Here is a 16,211-nt window from a genome sequence, read left to right as displayed (position 1 = left end):
TTCTTCAATATCTCCATCTGGCACAAGACTAACATACCTATCATACTCTGGATTTTCAATAGATAATGGTCGTGGTCGCACAAGAATCCTCCTCATCGGAATAGTTAATTATGGTTCTAGGCTAATATTCGACTGTCAGGAAGATATTTCCTTTATTTGATATTTAATTTCATTACCGCAAAATAATTGCAAATTAAACAACTTTATTATCTCTGTACAACTGATTTATGCAGTTAACTTAATACAGATAATAATGGATTAATTTTCACTTTTTATTCCACTAACCTGCCCCGATAGTTCTATAAGAAAAAGCTGCCTTAAAGACAGCTCCGATCTTCAGCTAACGCACCCGTTAGTTTAAGTGTATTTCTTCACAATCTTTCTTGTCTATCAAAAAGAGAGTAAATCCTTATTTGATTAACACTCACGTTAGTGCAGTAGCATTCAACGTTATTTTTTTAGGTTTACCTTCATTAAAAAAGGAAATTTTTTGGTAATCTGTATTTTGTACCTGTTCGTTTCTACCTTGAATAATCGAGAATCTTGAGAAGCTGTCAATATGACAGCTCCGTTCCGTTCTTTAATTCTTTCTCTTTTCCATCAGTTCCGCCATTTGCTTCGAATTTAGATCCCCTTCATTTTGTAACTTGTCAATGATATTATTATAATCCGTTTCGTTTTGGTGCTGACTTAATTTATAAGAAGCCTGAATTTCTTCGACCTTAATCTTAAATCCAACTAAGCCTTTCAGTTCACTTTCTAAGAGATGGGGAGAAAGTTTATCCCATAAAACAGGGTTTTCACGATTCCCTTCATATTTTTCCAGCATTATTGTTAATTCTTCTTTCTCTAAAATGCTTGCTTTACCATATACATGGACCGCTTGATAATTCCATGTTGGAACTTCTTCATGCCCATACCAAGAAGAAGCAATGTAAGCGTTCGGCCCCTGAAACATAACAAGGACATCATCACAGGTTTCAATTGTTCAAAAAAGAACTGCGAAGAAATATTGGATAAATCTTTTTCTAATTGTTTTAAGTTAAATGCCCTTTCCAAATAGGCATTCATATTTTCAGGTGTATTCTGATGCTTAAATGTCTCATTAAATGTTTCGAGGAGTTTTGGGAAATATACAATCAATATATTTTAAGATTGATTCTTATTTTCCTTTGTAAACAATCTTTCCGTCAACAATAGTGTAGACCACTGGAGTTTCAGAGATGTCTTTTGGGTCAATTTTGGTAATATTCTTTTTAAGAACTACAAAATCAGCCTTATTGCCAACCTTAAGACTACCTAGGTCATTACGGAAAATCTGGTAAGCCACATTTTTTGTAAAAGAATGAACCATTTCCTCAACAGTGAGAGCCTGAGAAGAATTACGAACTAAATCGGATTCCTGTTCTTTTAGATATGGACTATTTCTAGTGACTCCAGTTTCTATAGCGTTAAGTGGACGGTAATCGGGAGTTGGAGAATAGTCACTACTACTAGCAATAGTTACCCCGGTATCCCACATCTTTCGGGTTGGGTACATTGCAAGTGCACGCTTCTCACCTATCATTGACTTTTCCAACTCATAGTATTGATCCTTATAAAACCAGAAGGGTTGCATGCTTGCAATGACTCCCATTTCGGCCATACGGGTTATGTCACTATCTTGGATAGATGAAATATGAGTAATAGTATGACGGGAATCACGTTTACCGTTAGCTTTAATAGCCTTCTCGATGGAATTGAGACTCATTTTCACAGCTCCATCACCGATAGCGTGAAAATGCACCTGTATATCTTCTTTGTCCAATGTGGAAACCATATGATTAAATTCTTTAGCCTCCCAATTCGCTTCACCATGGTGGTTATGTCCCATACCAGCGTTCTTTGTATATGGATCAACGAATAGTGCAGTCTTACCTTCGGTTACACCATCGGCAAACAGTTTTACGGTATTGATTTTCAGCCAATCGGAGTTGTACTTTTGACGAGCATCTATAATCGTTTTTACAGCTTTATCTGGCTGGGTCCCTGGATCGAAGGTAATTGCAGTCGCAACTCGCATAGTCAATTTACCTTCTTTTTCTAGCTGATTCATTACTTTCAAACTCATTTCGCTACCGGACATGTTCATGATTCCAGTGATACCGAAACTATGCATTTCTTCCTGAATTGCTAAGAAAGCCTCTCTATACTGCTCCTCACTAATCTCAAACAAACTCCGTACATCAGCGAGCAAATCAATTGCACCTTCACGTAATACTCCTCGGGGAGATCCGTCTGGATTACGTTCAATCATGCCACCTTTTGGAACCTCTGAATCCTTTGTATCTTTGGTTATACCTGCCATTTCAAGTGCCTTGGAATTTACCCATACAGAATGGCCATCGATAGAATTAAGGATTACTGGAATATCGGAAACAACAGCATCCAAATCCTCTTTCTTTGGGCCTGGGTTTGTACCATCTGGTTGTTCATACTGTCCATTTAGCCATCCTGTACCTGTAATGATTTTGGCATCAGGGTTGTTCTTTCTAAATTTAGCGACAGCTTGAATATATTCTTTATGACTTTTTAGTTTTGAAAGATCTACTGCAAATAGCTTAGAGATCCATAGGCCTGGAGGATGAATATGACCATCCATAAAGCCAGGGGAAACCATCTTACCTTTTAGGTCAATGACCTGTGTGTCGTCCCCAACATATGTTTCCACATCTTTGATACTTCCAATAAAGATGATTTCACCATCTTTGGATGCTATCGCTTCAGCTGTAGGTTTAGCTTCATCCACGGTATGTATAAAACCGTTTTTAAGTACAAGTGTCGCCTTTTCCTTAGATGCCTCACTAGCTATTTCTTTATCTTTTTCCTTAGTTACGTCTGTTTGATTTGTACAGGCATTTAAGACCATCAACACAGGCAAAAGAATTGTAATCAAAAATGCAAGTTTGGAATTACGTAAGATACTGTTCAGAGTATTCACATCCTAATTTAATTATGTGCATTCACTATAGCTATAACTATCTGCCAAGAATTTCTATCATATGAAAAAGAAAACAAGTCTAGCTACTGATTTTTTCAATCAACTAAATAAATATCTCCTTTTAGATTAATATCTTTCATTTATCAGATTAGTAGAATAGAAAATGAAAGAAAAAATTATTTTATCATTCAGAAAGAGACCTATTCCAGTTACTAGGAAATATTTTCGTATAACTAGTTCATCCTTCACTTTTTATCTCTGATGATGACACTTCTTTTAGACAAATCTTTCAACATCAAAAGGTTTTTGTTATTTTGTCTTAATAGTGCATGATCAGTTTTGAAGCTAACATTTGAAAAGTGAGAGCGTCTTCATGTTACTCCATGTCATTTACGCTCATGTTCCAAAAACATAGTGCACGTCCATTTTCTTAGATCTAACTGAAAAACTTCTTTTTCCTCTCGCTGTTCCATACCAACTGATGATAATCGGGACATTTCCTCATGTTTATCGTGAATAAAGCAGGTTAAGCTTGATCAATAAGACCTGTAAAAGCATACTTGAAAAATAAACTTCAGCTTTTTTGTTGTGAATTCATATTAATTCCTCCTCTCAATAATTAAATTAGAGAATTATCAAGGATTATTTAAGAGCAAGTCCTGACATTTAGGTTAAGTGCAAATTTTATACCAATTGCGAGTAATAGAAATAATAATATAATCATTAAGAGTTTCTCTCAAAATAACATTTCAGATGGAATCAATCTTTTCCAAAAATGGAGATATATTTAATTCAGAACTTCATAATTTATGCAATTCAACATAGAAATTTGCACCATTCCTTCAGTGATTTCTTCATCTTGGCGTACCACCAACATTTCGCTGAAAACATACGCTAAGGGTATTTTCCTGACGGTACCACTACCATAAACCCTTGTTTTTGAGAATTTTCTATGACCAAAAGAAAAACCAAAAACAAATAACCAAAATAGTAGTTCGAGAACCGTTTTTGGTATAGATTTATAGACAAATTTTCCTTAACGTATGTTTTCCGCGTTTTGCTGGTAGGACCCTTTGTTGAACTATCCTGCCCCGTTAGTTCCATAAGAAAAAGCTGCCTTAAAGACAGCTCCGATCTTCAGCTAACGCACCCGTTAGTTTAAGTACAATATTTCACAATCTTTTCTTATGGAAAAAGAAAAAAGGCGACCATTCTTTTTGTCGCATCCGTTGTTCAAGAAGAAATCAACTAATTGTTTTAGATGGTACCTTTTTCCCAACTAAAAAATAAACCAAATAACCAATCAGATTGAATAAAGCAAAAGCAATAACCCAACCAGCATTCAATCGTCTATGATGATAAGCGTTAATGATTGCCCAAATTGCAAACAGTACCCAAAAAATACATACACTTAGAAACAATGCAGTATATGCTGTTTCTACATAACCTTTTGATTCAACCATGACATCCCAATTTTCGTTACCTGTACCATCAGCACGATAAGTTATAAAGTGGTTAAATATTGGTTTTTCTCTAAAACTATATTCTGGTTCTTCGCTTACAGTAGTATAAAATGTCTCATTACCATAATTGGTAACTTCAACAGCACTAATGGTTACTCCTGTAATGTTTTCATTTTCTTGTACAATTTTTTGAATATCCGTTTTAGCTTGCTCGGTTATTGTATTACCTAAACTATCAAGGATTTGTGAACTAAATTGATAACTCTCATTTTGTTGATTCCTTTCAAGTGGAATAAGAATACCATATCCGATAAAACTAATTAAAAGGAATGTTAATGCTGTATAAAGTACCCATTTTGCAAATGTTCTTTGTGCTTTAAACAACTGACCAACAATAGAACGCATTTCTTTCTCTCCGCCAAATCGTTCAATTGCAATTTCAATTGCTTCGTGTTCAGTCTTTCCTTCTGCTTTTAATTCGTGAACAGCCTCTATCAAATGACTTTTCATTTCTGCTTTTAGTTCTTGAATTTCTTTTTTATTTCCACCAATATTGTGGTAAAGCGCATCTACAAATGCTTCAATTTGTTTCATATTTTTTCTCCCCCTTCCAAAAACGAATCAATAATTTTTTTTACAAATTGCCATTCCGATCTCTTTTCTTTGAAACCATCTTCACCTAATGGTGTAAGTTTATAATATTTCCGCCTTCCTCCTGGTCCTTGTTCATCGCCCCAGTAAGATTCAATCCATTTATTTTTCTCAAGTCTTTTTAAAGACAAATAAAGCGTACCTTCTTTAAGTTCAAATTGACTTTCACTTTTTTCTCGCACGAATTTTGCCAATTCATAACCATACATATCCCTGCTATGTATTAACGATAGAATTAGTGTATCTATATGACCTTTCAAAACCTCTTTATTAACTTCCATAATTTCTCACCTCCTATTATTAATAGTAAATTGAAATACTATATAATACAAGGTACTTATTAAAAAAAATTCCAGTTTCTTTCTTCAACTAAACTGCCCCGTTAGTGCCATAAGAAAAAGGCTGCCGCAGCAACCCCTGTTATTGAAGTAAAGCACCCGTTAGCTCATTAAGGAATAGGCATTTTTTCAAACAGCAGAGGATCTTCTAATCAGAGATCCTTCGATTCTATGTTTATTGTGATTTATTAATTGATTTCTTTTCGTATCGTTTTGAAAAGTATAGAGTAAGGATAACACCTAATAAAACGATTCCTATACAAATATAAAGTGGAAAACCCCAACGAATGTAAGCAACTGTTGATGCTCCTAATACCGTGATCCATTCAAAAACTAAAAATGGTTTTATGTATTTATTCAATTAACTAACCTCTCCTTTCTTTATCCATATATTGTTAATTCATTTTAACATACCTGGAGTTAATAAAATCTAAAATAAATGGCTTCTAGAACTAAGTCTTATTAAACTATCCTGCCCCGATAGTTCCATAAGAAAAGAGCTGCCTTAAAGACAGCTCAGCTCTGATCTTTAGCTAACGCACCCGTTAGTTTAAGTGAGGAACATCACAAACAGAATATTAATTCATCTTAACAATATTTTTATTTTATTAGGCTATGTTAAAGACTTTGGTTGAATGAAAAAACGCAAAAGATTTGGTTAATCTTAAATTTTAATGGTGGTAGTAAATATTCTATTAGCTATTTTTTAATTTGAAAACGTATATTAGCAAAGCAGTATTCGTTTCTGTGATAAGAAAAAAGTGTAACAACTTGTTTATATTTCAAGTTATCAAATCATACTAAATTAATCCTTTTTTGAACTCAATCTTTCTAACTTTTCTTTATTAATGATAAAATATTTTCTTCCTTTTTTTTCTAATAATCCGTCTTCATGGAATTGATTAAGTGTGTATAATAAATGTCGATAGCTTACCCCCACGTATTCTGCTGTTTCGGTATGCTTCTCTTGAAAGCATCCATCGTTTTCTATTTGAAGAATATATTTGGCCAATCGATTTTTGAATTCATAATCCTGCATAGCTGTGTAATGATCCGTTCTTTTAAGTAATTTATCACCTAAATATTTTGATAAATTATGGAGGAAAAGATTGTCATTTAACAGACGCTCTTTCGATGAAGCCAATGGAACCGCTAAGCAAGTACAGTCATTTATAGCCACAACATCTTTTAAATTCTTTTCCACCTCAATCAAGGATAATTCACCAATAAAATCATCTTTCTTTAGAAACTGAATCAGCGCACGTTTTCCATTTTCGTGTACTATATATATTTTTGCCCGCCCATCCAATAATAAAAATAAGTACTGAATATCTTCATCAAAGCGCACTATATATTCATTAGAAGAAAACTTACAAATAAAAGCCTGATGTAAAACTGCTTTCGGAAAAGTTTCTTGAATATCATTATATATATCCACAAAATTTTCAGCGTAATCCTTCAAATTGATTTTTTCCATTTTATCACCTCAATATGAGATATCTCCTATTATTATATTGTTCCTTTCGATATATTACTACCAAGAGGTGGATAGGAATGAACAAATACAAACATATTATTTTTGACTTAGATGATACGATACTTGATTTTCAAGATTCAGAAGAAAAGGCTTTAAAACAAATTATTACGCTGTACGAGTTGCCCTATAACAAACAAACAATTGCATGTTATAAGCGCATTAATGATGGATTATGGCATCAATTAGAGGAAGGCTTGATTTCTCGTGAAGAAGTGCTGACAACGCGTTTTTCACTTTTTTTGAAGGAATTTCATATAGATGAAAACGGAGCAAAGGTTGAAGCTATGTACCGTGAGCATTTAAACCAAGGACATAAGACCGTTACCCATGCACATGAATTATTAAATGCTTTAAGTAAGCAAGATTATAAATTATATATTGGAACAAACGGTGTAGGAAAGACTCAAAGAAAAAGATTAGGAGGTGCCAAGCTACAAGGATATTTTGAACAACTTTTTATCTCCGAAGAAATTGGTTATGAAAAACCGAATCCCCATTTCTTTTACTATATTTTTGATGCCCTGCATACAAGCCGTAAAGAAGAATTCCTAATGATAGGTGATCGTTTAACATCGGATATTCAAGGAGCTATCAATGTCGGAATTGATTGTGTATGGTTTAACCCTAAGAGAAGCATGCCTAAATCATGTTCACCTAAGAGCACATATACGATACCAAATTTAATGCAAATAATGGACTTATTAGAGGAATAATCATGAAAAAAGTAATTCAATCGATTCTACTCTATATAGTAAGTGCTATTGGCATTAGTCTTACATTAAAAGCTGATGTTGGTGTCAGCAGTTTTAATGCGATGAATTTATCAATATCTGAATGGACTTCCATCAAAGTTGGCACAATTACATTCATTGCAAATCTCATTTTTCTATTCGGTTATATCTGCCTATGCGAAAAAAAGGATTTTAGAAAATTTACTTTGATGTTCATTTCCATCTTGTTCTTTGGAATGGTTATTAATTTTTTCCTCTATACTATTTTCGGTACGATTTACGTAGAGAATTATTTAGTAAGAATCGGACTATTTATTTTCGGTGCGATACTAGCCGGTGGAACAATAGGCATTATTTTATCATTAGATATTATTCCTTTTCCTATTGAAAGTTTATGTTTACGAATAGCTGAATTAACAAAACGCCCTTTCTCTCAATACAGATATTGTGTCGATTTATTCTCCATTATTCTATCAATAACAATATCACTACTATACAATTTACCAATCAATATTCGTGAAGGAACGATTATCAGCTTCTTCTTATTGTCCGGCATTATTTCATATACACGATTGAAATTTAAAAACTATCAACAGAAACCCCAAACTCAATAAATAGCATAACTAAAAAATAACCTCTTACGGTTGAGAATCCAAAGAGGTTATTTTTATCAAACTTTAATATAAATTATCGAACTTTATTCTAAATGATCAATTTTTTTTGTAACACTACAGTTAAACTAACCTGCCCCGTTAGTGCCATAAGAAAAAGCTGCCTTAAAGACAGCTCTGATCTTCAGCTAACGCACCCGTTAGCTGAAGAAGAAATTAATTTTTTCTCTTCTTTATGCGAAGGTCTTCTGAACAAATAAAACAAAATAGAACCAATAATTGTAATTGTATAAACTAAAGATAAGAACGAGGTGTCAGATTTAAAACCACCACCTTCGATTATTAAAATTATTGTTCCGTAAGTTACACCCAATAAACCAAATAAAATAACACCTGTTATGATTTTTTTTGATTTTACATATTTGTTATAAAGCATCTCTCCTAATAAGCACCCTGGTATGATTATGTACGAACCAAAAAAAATAATCCCTGGTAAATTAGAAGTGAAACTTTTAACTCCTAAATAGAAATTATGAAAGGATAGAGTTCGGTATGAACCTAAGCTATTATCAATAAAAAAATAAATAACTACAGTTAGATAAGCCCCTATACAGCCCTTTAAAAAACTCATTTTTCTCACCTCTCTGTCTTAAAATTGTATGTAATTATTTTAAACTAACCTGCCCCTTTAGTTCCAGAAGAAAAAGCTGCCTTAAAGACAGCTCCGATCTTCAGCTAACGCACCCGTTAGTTCATTAAGAAAAGCGATTCTTATTGAAGAGTCGCGCCCTTATGTGGAATAAGAGATTGCTACTAATAGATTATTCAATATATGTATCAACTTTTTTCATTATTAATGATCGGTTGCGATTGTTTGCGAATAGCAAGTAGATGAATAAAGAAAAAACTAATGCTATAATTCCTCCTAATAATGATTGATTGCTAACGAACACATTGAGAACACTATTACAAAAAGCGTGTGTCATAATACAAAGAAATATACTCTTTGTTTTGTAATAAACAGTTGATAAAAGAAAGGAAAAAGAAATAACACTTATGGAGAATACAGGAATATTCAAATATTCATATTGATAAGTTCCAATTATGAAAAACAATGGCAAATGCCAAAAAATCCAAACAATACTTACGAGTAATGTGCTTGTTAAAGCAGGTATTCTTTTTCTCAATTCTCGAAGCATAAACCCCCGCCATCCAATTTCCTCTAAACCGCCAATTAAAATAAAAATAGGAATTTGTAAAAGTATATATTGAACGGGTACAATTTGTTCTCCTCCGACTACGAAATACGGAAGTAAAGAAAAAACTAAAACGATCACGATAATAAATAAATACCAATTTAAATTTTTCGGTGGTTGATAACAACTCTTTAAAAACATACTAAAATCTTCTTTTGAATCAGACCTTTTGCTAACGGTTATACCAGCGATTGCAGGCCCTATTACACCTAAAATATAAAGAATATATAAAGCAATTGATGAACCAAAAGGAATATTTTCAATTTGCGTATAAACAGCAATCATTCCCCAAGAAAGAAAAGTGATTGAAAAAGTTGAAAATAGATATTTTTTTAATTTAGACAAATTTTTCTCTCCCTCAATCAAAACTTATTTTATTAAAATTTTCTATTCAGTTTGCAACAAACTTAATCACAAGAATTATCTTAACATAAAATCCGAAATTGGATTAAACTGTAATTTCTTTTATTTAAGAATTGCACCTCCGATTCTTGAATAACCAAGATAAATTGATTTCCCATTAAGGGTTTAACTTTATGAAGTTTCTTCAACAATATGGCCCAATTGTTGAACAAAGATCAAACAGCACTCTTGAACTAAACTGCCCCGTTAGTTCCATAAAGAAAAAGCTGCCCTTAAAAACAGCTCCGATTTTAAGCTAACGCACCCGTTAGTTACATAAGGAATTTCAGTGAATACCTATCGTTCTATCTCTTTGGTAAGAAGCTGTGGCGATAACGGTCCCTTTAATAATTGGTCTATTAGCATTAGGACATCTACTATCAAATTCAAATTGTCTTGTCAGACCAAAGCAAATACTTAGTTCGTCGGTGTTCAAAAGATTATATTTAAGTTGCTTTTTATTTGTAACATATTTCTCAGTATTGTTCAGGTTCCTAAAATATGAAATTTTCATAGATTTCCCCCCACTTTTTGAAGTAAAGCACCCATTAGCTTAATAACAAAGTGCCTAAATCGTTTACGGATGGTCTCTAGTCTCAGCATACAAATCAATCATATATTCACTATTATTTTCTGCCCCTTCTTCATCAAGTTCAAGGTCATCAATCCATTGATAATAATGTCCCACCTCGTGGGCAATAGTACCAAGAATAGCTGCAAGTGCATCATCTTGCCCATTCTCCGCCAATAATTCTAAATAGTCACCAGTAGCTATTCTTATATATGGTTCTTCACTTTTGTCAAAAGGACCAAAAAATGTACCCGATACTAATTCTTTATCGAACCTACTTTTAATTTGATAATCTTTTTTTAGATATACAACAACTCGAATGGGAAATTCAAATTCTATCCTTAACCACTTTGCAAATTCTAGACAAGCCCTTCTAACTTCTGGATAGACGCCTTGTTCACATCTTATTCTTAATCCTTGTCGTGGGTAATCTTCCTTCATTTAACCACCACCTCTAACATACCTCTGCTATACATAAAATAAAAAGGAATTATGCCTTTTATTTATTAGACTTCTTTAACTAACCCTTTAGTTCCATAAGAAAAAGGCTGCCTTAGCTCCCCCCTAATTGAATTAGGAATGAATATGGTAGTCTTTTAAACTGATTTTAGTTTTTCTTTTATGGATTGTAATTTTTTAAATTTCTTATCGTAGCTTTGTCTTTCTAACATCTTGTTTACTAATTCAATGGCATCTTTTTTACGATTTGCCTGCAAATAAGCTTCAACTACCTCGTCAAACCCTTTAGAGTAAGGAAACTTTTCTTCTTTTGCTAGTTCAAATGATATATCAAAGTAATCAGTTGCCTTTTTACATTGTTCTAACCTTAAATACATTCTGGCATTAGCTAAATTTAATTCAGCACGTTCCAGATTAGTAAGTGTATCTAATTCTAATGCTTGTTTTCTTAGATCAAGAGCTTTTTCATATTCCTTTTTTTCTTCAAGATAAAAAGCTTTGTCATAGAAATGTTCAAACTTTGTTAAAGGTCTTTTGGATTTATAAATTCTATATACGATATAAATTAGAAGTAATAGTAATGCTATCAAGTATTTTTCCCCCTAAATTAAATCTCCTTTATTGAAGTAAAAGCACCCGTTAGTTCATTAAGAAAAGTCTCCGTTTGTTGTATATTTGTAAATTCAAGTAATTCATTATGAACCTTGTTCTCTTAGAAATAATGCTACCTGTTCGTTTCCAAATCGCTCCGCAAATGAGAGAGCAGTATTTCCTTCATCTTCTTTAACGTTGATGTCTGCACCTTTTTCCACTAAATACTTTACTGTTTCTAAATTCCCGTAGCAGCTAGCTATAATCAATGGAGTAGTTCCATCGCTAGACCTAATATCAATTTTGGCATCGTTATTTAACAAAAATTCCACTAGTTCTATACGATCTTCAGAGGCTGCTTGATACAAAGGGGAAAAACCGTAATTATCCCTGGTATTGATGTTAGCTCCCATAGATAAAAGGAATAGAATAATCTCTTTTTGGCATTCTTGTGTTGCCCAATGGAGTGGAGCCCACCCATCCTCATCTTTGTTATTTGCATCTGAATCATTTCGTACTAACCGTTTCACTTTTCCAAAATGACCTTCGTAAATGGCTCTGACTAATTCTTCTCTAATCCTCTTTTTAAGTTTTTTTCTAATTCTTCTTTTCATAGGTTTCCCCCTTAAACTAATTAATTTTAACCCATCATTAATGTAGCCTCTAGGGTGATTGCAGTTAATTCAACAATCCTGCCCTGATAGTTGCATAAAGAAAAAAACTGCCTTTTTAAGACAGCTCCGATCCTAACCTAAAGCACCCGTTAGTTAAATTAGAATAGTGGTATTTCAATTCCCATTTATGTCATTGAAGATATATAAACCTACACCCAATATAAAAATAAGAATAAACACAATCCACTTTGTATAATACCAACCCTTTATTCTATCAATAACCACAGAAAGAGTAATAATAATAAGAGATATACCCAAGGATACACCCAATGCTGTCCATATGTTCCTATAATGGATAGGAAGTAATTCAGTTAATAGATAAACACTTCCAAAAAAAAACAAAATGCCTGGAGGCTGTTTCCTTTTATATTTTTCAGTTCGTTTAGGATATAATTCCATTTACTCTTACACCTCAATTATAATTCCTAAAGTGATAATGTTAAATTAACTCATATATTCTTCAACTCTTGCTACTGTTAGTGGAACAAGGTACTTACATTTAATAACTGTAATTTTATTATATCATCTTAATGAACTAAACTGCCCCTATAGTTGCATAAGAAAAAGCTGCCTTAAAGACAGCTCCAATCTTCAGCTAACACACCCTTTAGTTGAACAAGACAAATGTTTAACTCGTTAGCTTAACATTGAATTATTTCTTCATTTTTCTTAATTGAAAATATATTAAAACAGAAAGAAAAAAGCAGATTATGCTTATTATTCTTTCGACAATTTTATGGTCGAAAAACAAAAAAAGGTACTGATGCTATATCTAAGATTAGTTGTATATTAGGTACATCAATACCCATAATACCTAATATTACAGCACCTATAATAATACCAGCACAGCACAATACTAATATAATTAACAATTTTACGATATGTAATATTAAAATAAACGTTCTCTCAAAAAAATTTTGAAACATATAAACCTCTTTCTAACTACTTCTTATATAAAAGCAATTATAGGCTACTCTCCAAACTAGTAAAACAAATAAAAAACCCCAGTTTGTTCTTCAACTAAACTGCCCCGATAGTTGCATAAGAGAAGGAGATGCTGATCAGCTCCTGATAATGAAGTAGAGCACCCGTTAGTTGAAGAAGACCGATTGTAGAATTTTACATCAACTGTACATTAAATGAAAAAACCACTCATCTGCATTTGAGTGGTTGAAAATCAAATTGAAAGACGGGCAGACAATGAATATTAATCGTTGGGATTTATTATGGCTAATACCTGATGATCCTCCCAACGATCATTTATTTTTATATTTTGTTTTGCAATTCCTTCTTTATGAAAACCAGCCTTTTCTAAAACACGTATTGAACCTATGTTATGTGGCATAACTCCAGCCTCAATCCTATGTAAATTAAGAGTTCTAAAAGCATAATCTACAACCAATTTAACAGCTTCTGTAGTGTAACCATTACCATTATTTTTTTGATCTAAGTAATAACCTATCGTTGCACTTTGAAGGGGACCGCGAATAATTTCAAAAAGGCTGATAGTTCCTATTAGTGCATCATTCTTTTTTAGAAAAATCCCAAACTGGTATTTAATATTTTCTTTTGATTTTTGTTCCCAAGTTATTATTAATTCCTTTTGCTTTTCTAAAGAATAGTAGTTAGATGGACGTTTTATTGAGAATGGTTCAAAGAAATCCTTATTTTCCACTAGCAATTGTAGTAAATTTTCAGCATCTGATAAATTAAGTTCTTTTAAATAGACCATCTCACTGGAAAACACAATTAATCCCCTTCCTTAATGGAATATATTTCACTATATACTATCTATCAACAGCAAAGAGTATTTGTTTTTGCACAGTTCGTCTACACTACGCTTCTTCAACTAAACTGTCCCGTTAGTTGCATAAAGAAAGGCTGCCTTAAAGACAGCTCTTATAGAAGAGAAGAAAAACATATATATTCTTATAATTTTTTTTCATATTTAAATAACTGGAGTTTTTCAGTAACTTGTACTTCACCTATTTTTATATAACCTAGCTTTTCATAAAAATGGTGATTTCTTTTGTTTAAATAAGGAGTATATAAGCTCCAATCTTTTATAAACGGAAATTCGGACTCCATTAACTTGATTATCTTACTTCCAAGTCCTTTATTTTGAAATTCATTTCTTAAGAATAATTTACTTAATCTTAATCGGTTTTCATCCAAAGGGCGAATATCTATTGCTCCAATAATAGCATTGCCCGACAATATAGTGTAATGAAAAAAACGCTCAATGTTTTCGATTAATTTTGCTTCCGTTTCATTTACAGGGGTTAAATCGTGGTCTTCATATAAGGCATAATCTTCTGCAAAAACTTCTTTTTGTATAGCTAATAAATCTTCGACTTCATTCAATTTGGTCTTTTTGATACTGACTACCACCAATATTCACATCCCTATTGATAAATGATATAATATTCCAAATAATAACATATATCATAAGGGATAAATACAAAAACCATTCTTTTCATTAGAATGGTTTTCAGTTTTTTAATATATTCTTATTCAACTATCCTGCCCCTTTAGTTCCATTAGAAAATGGAGCTGTTTCCAGCCCTATAAAGAAGTTAAGCATGCGTTAGCAGCATAAGTAAGAGGTTTGAAAAAATAGCCTGTATATATTTGAACGATGAATAACTTACCTATTTTCTTGTGTTTACACAATATACAGAAAATTGGGAAAAACGTAATCAAAAACGTAACTAAGTTTATAAATTCATCAAAAAATACGTTAGAAACATTGATATATCAACAATTTAATAGATTGCATGTTATTTAATTGAGGTATATTTTTCCAATTATTTTAAATTATTCTATATTAGTTCATACGATGAATACAATGTTTCTTAACTATCGCAATTGACTAGAATTGATTTACAACCATTTAGAAACGTAACCAAAACCGTAACCATTTTTATAAAAAACTCGTCAAGCGTAAAATTGAAAGTATGAATTAAAGCAGCCGTTTCTATATTGGAATGCGTTGCTTTATTTTTTATTGGAGCACATCAGAAATGTTTTGCTGTGGTAAGAAAACTACTAGCAATAAAAGCTATTAAGCTAAACGCTGGTAGCTTGCTACATTCCATCTATGCTTATTAATCAGCTTTGTGTGTTCAGAAAACCATTCTAAGCGATTTTCAAACTTTCTAATGATGATTGATAAGCTAATTTTGACTAAGGCTAACTCTAACTCATCATCTATCTATTTTTTTATATAAAGAATTGCGTAAACCTGTAAACCTTTTAACCTATAAACGTTGATATAGTAGGTTTTTTAAAGGTTTACTCATTGGTTTACCTTTAAGTTATTAGAAGGAAATTCAGCGCATTGGTATTCCCTTACTTCCTTTGATTGTGGGGTGTTGAGAAAGTATCTTGCTGAAAAGATCGAGACTTATCTTTTTATTCAGCTACCTAAGCCAAGTGAGTATCCAAATGTTTTAAAAATTTCTGCTGGAGATTACTGGTGTATCCAAAATAACGGCTGGTCTATTGATTCTGCTACTGAAATTTTTAGTGAGGAATGGATATCTGATGACGAGTTTTTTGTCACCGAATCTGAAATTTATGGGAATAATAAACTCTATCATCAATTGAAAAAAGAACTTCGAATAAGAAAAACATAGGGAGATTTTAGTCTTCCTATGTTTTCATTCATATTATTTATCTGTTTGTTTTTGCTTCTTTTTCAAATACTCCGCACGTATTTTTTCAAGATGCTGCTTTTTATCAAATTTGGCAGGCGTCTGTTTTTCATGAAACTTTGTCACAGCTACCTTACCTTTGGTATCCAATTGATATTTTCCCACTTTGTTCACCTACTTTGCTTGTCTTTAAAGAAAATCTATTCAACAAATATAATATACCTTATTTTACTGAAGTAAACCTTATTACTTTATTAGTGTACTGCTAACTTTGCATATATATCAGTAAAA

The 16,211-nt window shown here is 32.4% G+C and carries 15 protein-coding genes and 1 pseudogene; 3 read left to right on the top strand and 13 right to left on the bottom strand.

All coding sequences use genetic code 11. The annotated features are described in order from the left end of the window. Window positions 1-580: 580 nt before the first annotated feature. The 5 genes and pseudogenes from ACSR9O_RS10695 to yeiL all read right to left on the bottom strand — a co-directional run. Window positions 581-988 (bottom strand): annotated as a pseudogene (locus ACSR9O_RS10695) (FMN-binding negative transcriptional regulator); the annotation flags it as partial. 174 nt (window positions 989-1,162) lie between these two features. Beyond that, window positions 1,163-2,935 carry an amidohydrolase gene (locus ACSR9O_RS10690; protein WP_491724370.1) on the bottom strand — a complete coding sequence of 591 codons (1,773 nt, stop codon included), beginning with the start codon at window positions 2,933-2,935 and terminating at the stop codon, window positions 1,163-1,165. A gap of 1,289 nt (window positions 2,936-4,224) precedes the next feature. Continuing rightward, window positions 4,225-5,037, bottom strand: a complete 813-nt coding sequence (locus tag ACSR9O_RS10685) for a permease prefix domain 1-containing protein (protein ID WP_491724369.1) — start codon at window positions 5,035-5,037, stop codon at window positions 4,225-4,227. Further along, window positions 5,034-5,375, bottom strand: a complete 342-nt coding sequence (locus ACSR9O_RS10680) for a PadR family transcriptional regulator (RefSeq protein ID WP_056527747.1) — start codon at window positions 5,373-5,375, stop codon at window positions 5,034-5,036. The genes ACSR9O_RS10685 and ACSR9O_RS10680 overlap by 4 nt, the downstream gene beginning before the upstream one ends. A gap of 862 nt (window positions 5,376-6,237) precedes the next feature. Continuing rightward, the gene (gene yeiL, locus ACSR9O_RS10675) at window positions 6,238-6,909 is read right to left on the bottom strand and encodes a transcriptional regulator YeiL (protein ID WP_491724368.1); all 672 of its coding nucleotides are present in this window, start codon (window positions 6,907-6,909) and stop codon (window positions 6,238-6,240) included. Between the two features lie 77 nt (window positions 6,910-6,986). Between yeiL and ACSR9O_RS10670 the strand changes: the two genes are divergently transcribed. Together ACSR9O_RS10670 and ACSR9O_RS10665 are read left to right on the top strand one after the other, a co-directional pair. After that, complete coding sequence (locus tag ACSR9O_RS10670; RefSeq protein ID WP_402937807.1) at window positions 6,987-7,682, top strand: YjjG family noncanonical pyrimidine nucleotidase; 696 nt, start codon at window positions 6,987-6,989, stop codon at window positions 7,680-7,682. 2 nt (window positions 7,683-7,684) lie between these two features. After that, the gene (locus tag ACSR9O_RS10665; RefSeq protein WP_491724367.1) at window positions 7,685-8,314 is read left to right on the top strand and encodes a YczE/YyaS/YitT family protein; all 630 of its coding nucleotides are present in this window, start codon (window positions 7,685-7,687) and stop codon (window positions 8,312-8,314) included. A gap of 181 nt (window positions 8,315-8,495) precedes the next feature. Here the strand turns inward: ACSR9O_RS10665 and ACSR9O_RS10660 are convergent, their stop codons facing one another. The 7 genes from ACSR9O_RS10660 to ACSR9O_RS10630 form a co-directional block, all read right to left on the bottom strand. Then, window positions 8,496-8,942, bottom strand: coding sequence for a hypothetical protein (locus ACSR9O_RS10660; RefSeq protein WP_491724366.1), 447 nt, complete (start codon window positions 8,940-8,942; stop codon window positions 8,496-8,498). A gap of 190 nt (window positions 8,943-9,132) precedes the next feature. After that, window positions 9,133-9,912, bottom strand: a complete 780-nt coding sequence (locus tag ACSR9O_RS10655; RefSeq protein ID WP_491724365.1) for a CPBP family intramembrane glutamic endopeptidase — start codon at window positions 9,910-9,912, stop codon at window positions 9,133-9,135. A gap of 634 nt (window positions 9,913-10,546) precedes the next feature. Beyond that, entirely contained in the window at window positions 10,547-10,981 is a 435-nt protein-coding gene (locus tag ACSR9O_RS10650; RefSeq protein ID WP_491724364.1) for a hypothetical protein, read from the bottom strand. A 155-nt stretch (window positions 10,982-11,136) separates the two neighbouring features. Then, window positions 11,137-11,589, bottom strand: a complete 453-nt coding sequence (locus tag ACSR9O_RS10645) for a hypothetical protein (protein WP_491724363.1) — start codon at window positions 11,587-11,589, stop codon at window positions 11,137-11,139. A gap of 105 nt (window positions 11,590-11,694) precedes the next feature. Continuing rightward, window positions 11,695-12,204 (bottom strand): ankyrin repeat domain-containing protein, encoded by a 510-nt coding sequence (locus ACSR9O_RS10640; RefSeq protein WP_101226092.1) that lies wholly within the window; start codon window positions 12,202-12,204, stop codon window positions 11,695-11,697. A 1,267-nt stretch (window positions 12,205-13,471) separates the two neighbouring features. After that, on the bottom strand, window positions 13,472-14,011 hold the full coding sequence (locus tag ACSR9O_RS10635) for a GNAT family N-acetyltransferase (protein ID WP_101226095.1): 540 nt from the start codon (window positions 14,009-14,011) through the stop codon (window positions 13,472-13,474). Window positions 14,012-14,193: 182 nt separating this feature from the next. Further along, complete coding sequence (locus tag ACSR9O_RS10630; RefSeq protein ID WP_491724362.1) at window positions 14,194-14,628, bottom strand: GNAT family N-acetyltransferase; 435 nt, start codon at window positions 14,626-14,628, stop codon at window positions 14,194-14,196. Between the two features lie 1,007 nt (window positions 14,629-15,635). Between ACSR9O_RS10630 and ACSR9O_RS10625 the strand changes: the two genes are divergently transcribed. Then, window positions 15,636-15,902, top strand: a complete 267-nt coding sequence (locus ACSR9O_RS10625) for a hypothetical protein (RefSeq protein ID WP_397330305.1) — start codon at window positions 15,636-15,638, stop codon at window positions 15,900-15,902. Window positions 15,903-15,935: 33 nt separating this feature from the next. Here ACSR9O_RS10625 and ACSR9O_RS10620 read toward each other — a convergent pair whose 3' ends face one another. Further along, entirely contained in the window at window positions 15,936-16,085 is a 150-nt protein-coding gene (locus tag ACSR9O_RS10620; protein WP_094246623.1) for a hypothetical protein, read from the bottom strand. Between the last annotated feature and the right edge of the window lie 126 nt (window positions 16,086-16,211).

The sequence above is a fragment of the Peribacillus sp. B65 genome, assembly GCF_058513295.1.
This window is presented reverse-complemented; position numbering and strand designations above follow the sequence as displayed.

Excerpts from the sequence above, each read along its gene's own strand:
- ACSR9O_RS10685 (WP_491724369.1), bottom strand. The coding sequence starts at position 5,037 with ATGAAACAAATTGAAGCATTTGTAGATGCGCTTTACCACAATATTGGT.
- ACSR9O_RS10680 (WP_056527747.1), bottom strand. The coding sequence starts at position 5,375 with ATGGAAGTTAATAAAGAGGTTTTGAAAGGTCATATAGATACACTAATT.
- yeiL (WP_491724368.1), bottom strand. The coding sequence starts at position 6,909 with ATGGAAAAAATCAATTTGAAGGATTACGCTGAAAATTTTGTGGATATA.
- ACSR9O_RS10670 (WP_402937807.1), top strand. The coding sequence starts at position 6,987 with ATGAACAAATACAAACATATTATTTTTGACTTAGATGATACGATACTT.
- ACSR9O_RS10665 (WP_491724367.1), top strand. The coding sequence starts at position 7,685 with ATGAAAAAAGTAATTCAATCGATTCTACTCTATATAGTAAGTGCTATT.
- ACSR9O_RS10660 (WP_491724366.1), bottom strand. The coding sequence starts at position 8,942 with ATGAGTTTTTTAAAGGGCTGTATAGGGGCTTATCTAACTGTAGTTATT.
- ACSR9O_RS10650 (WP_491724364.1), bottom strand. The coding sequence starts at position 10,981 with ATGAAGGAAGATTACCCACGACAAGGATTAAGAATAAGATGTGAACAA.
- ACSR9O_RS10640 (WP_101226092.1), bottom strand. The coding sequence starts at position 12,204 with ATGAAAAGAAGAATTAGAAAAAAACTTAAAAAGAGGATTAGAGAAGAA.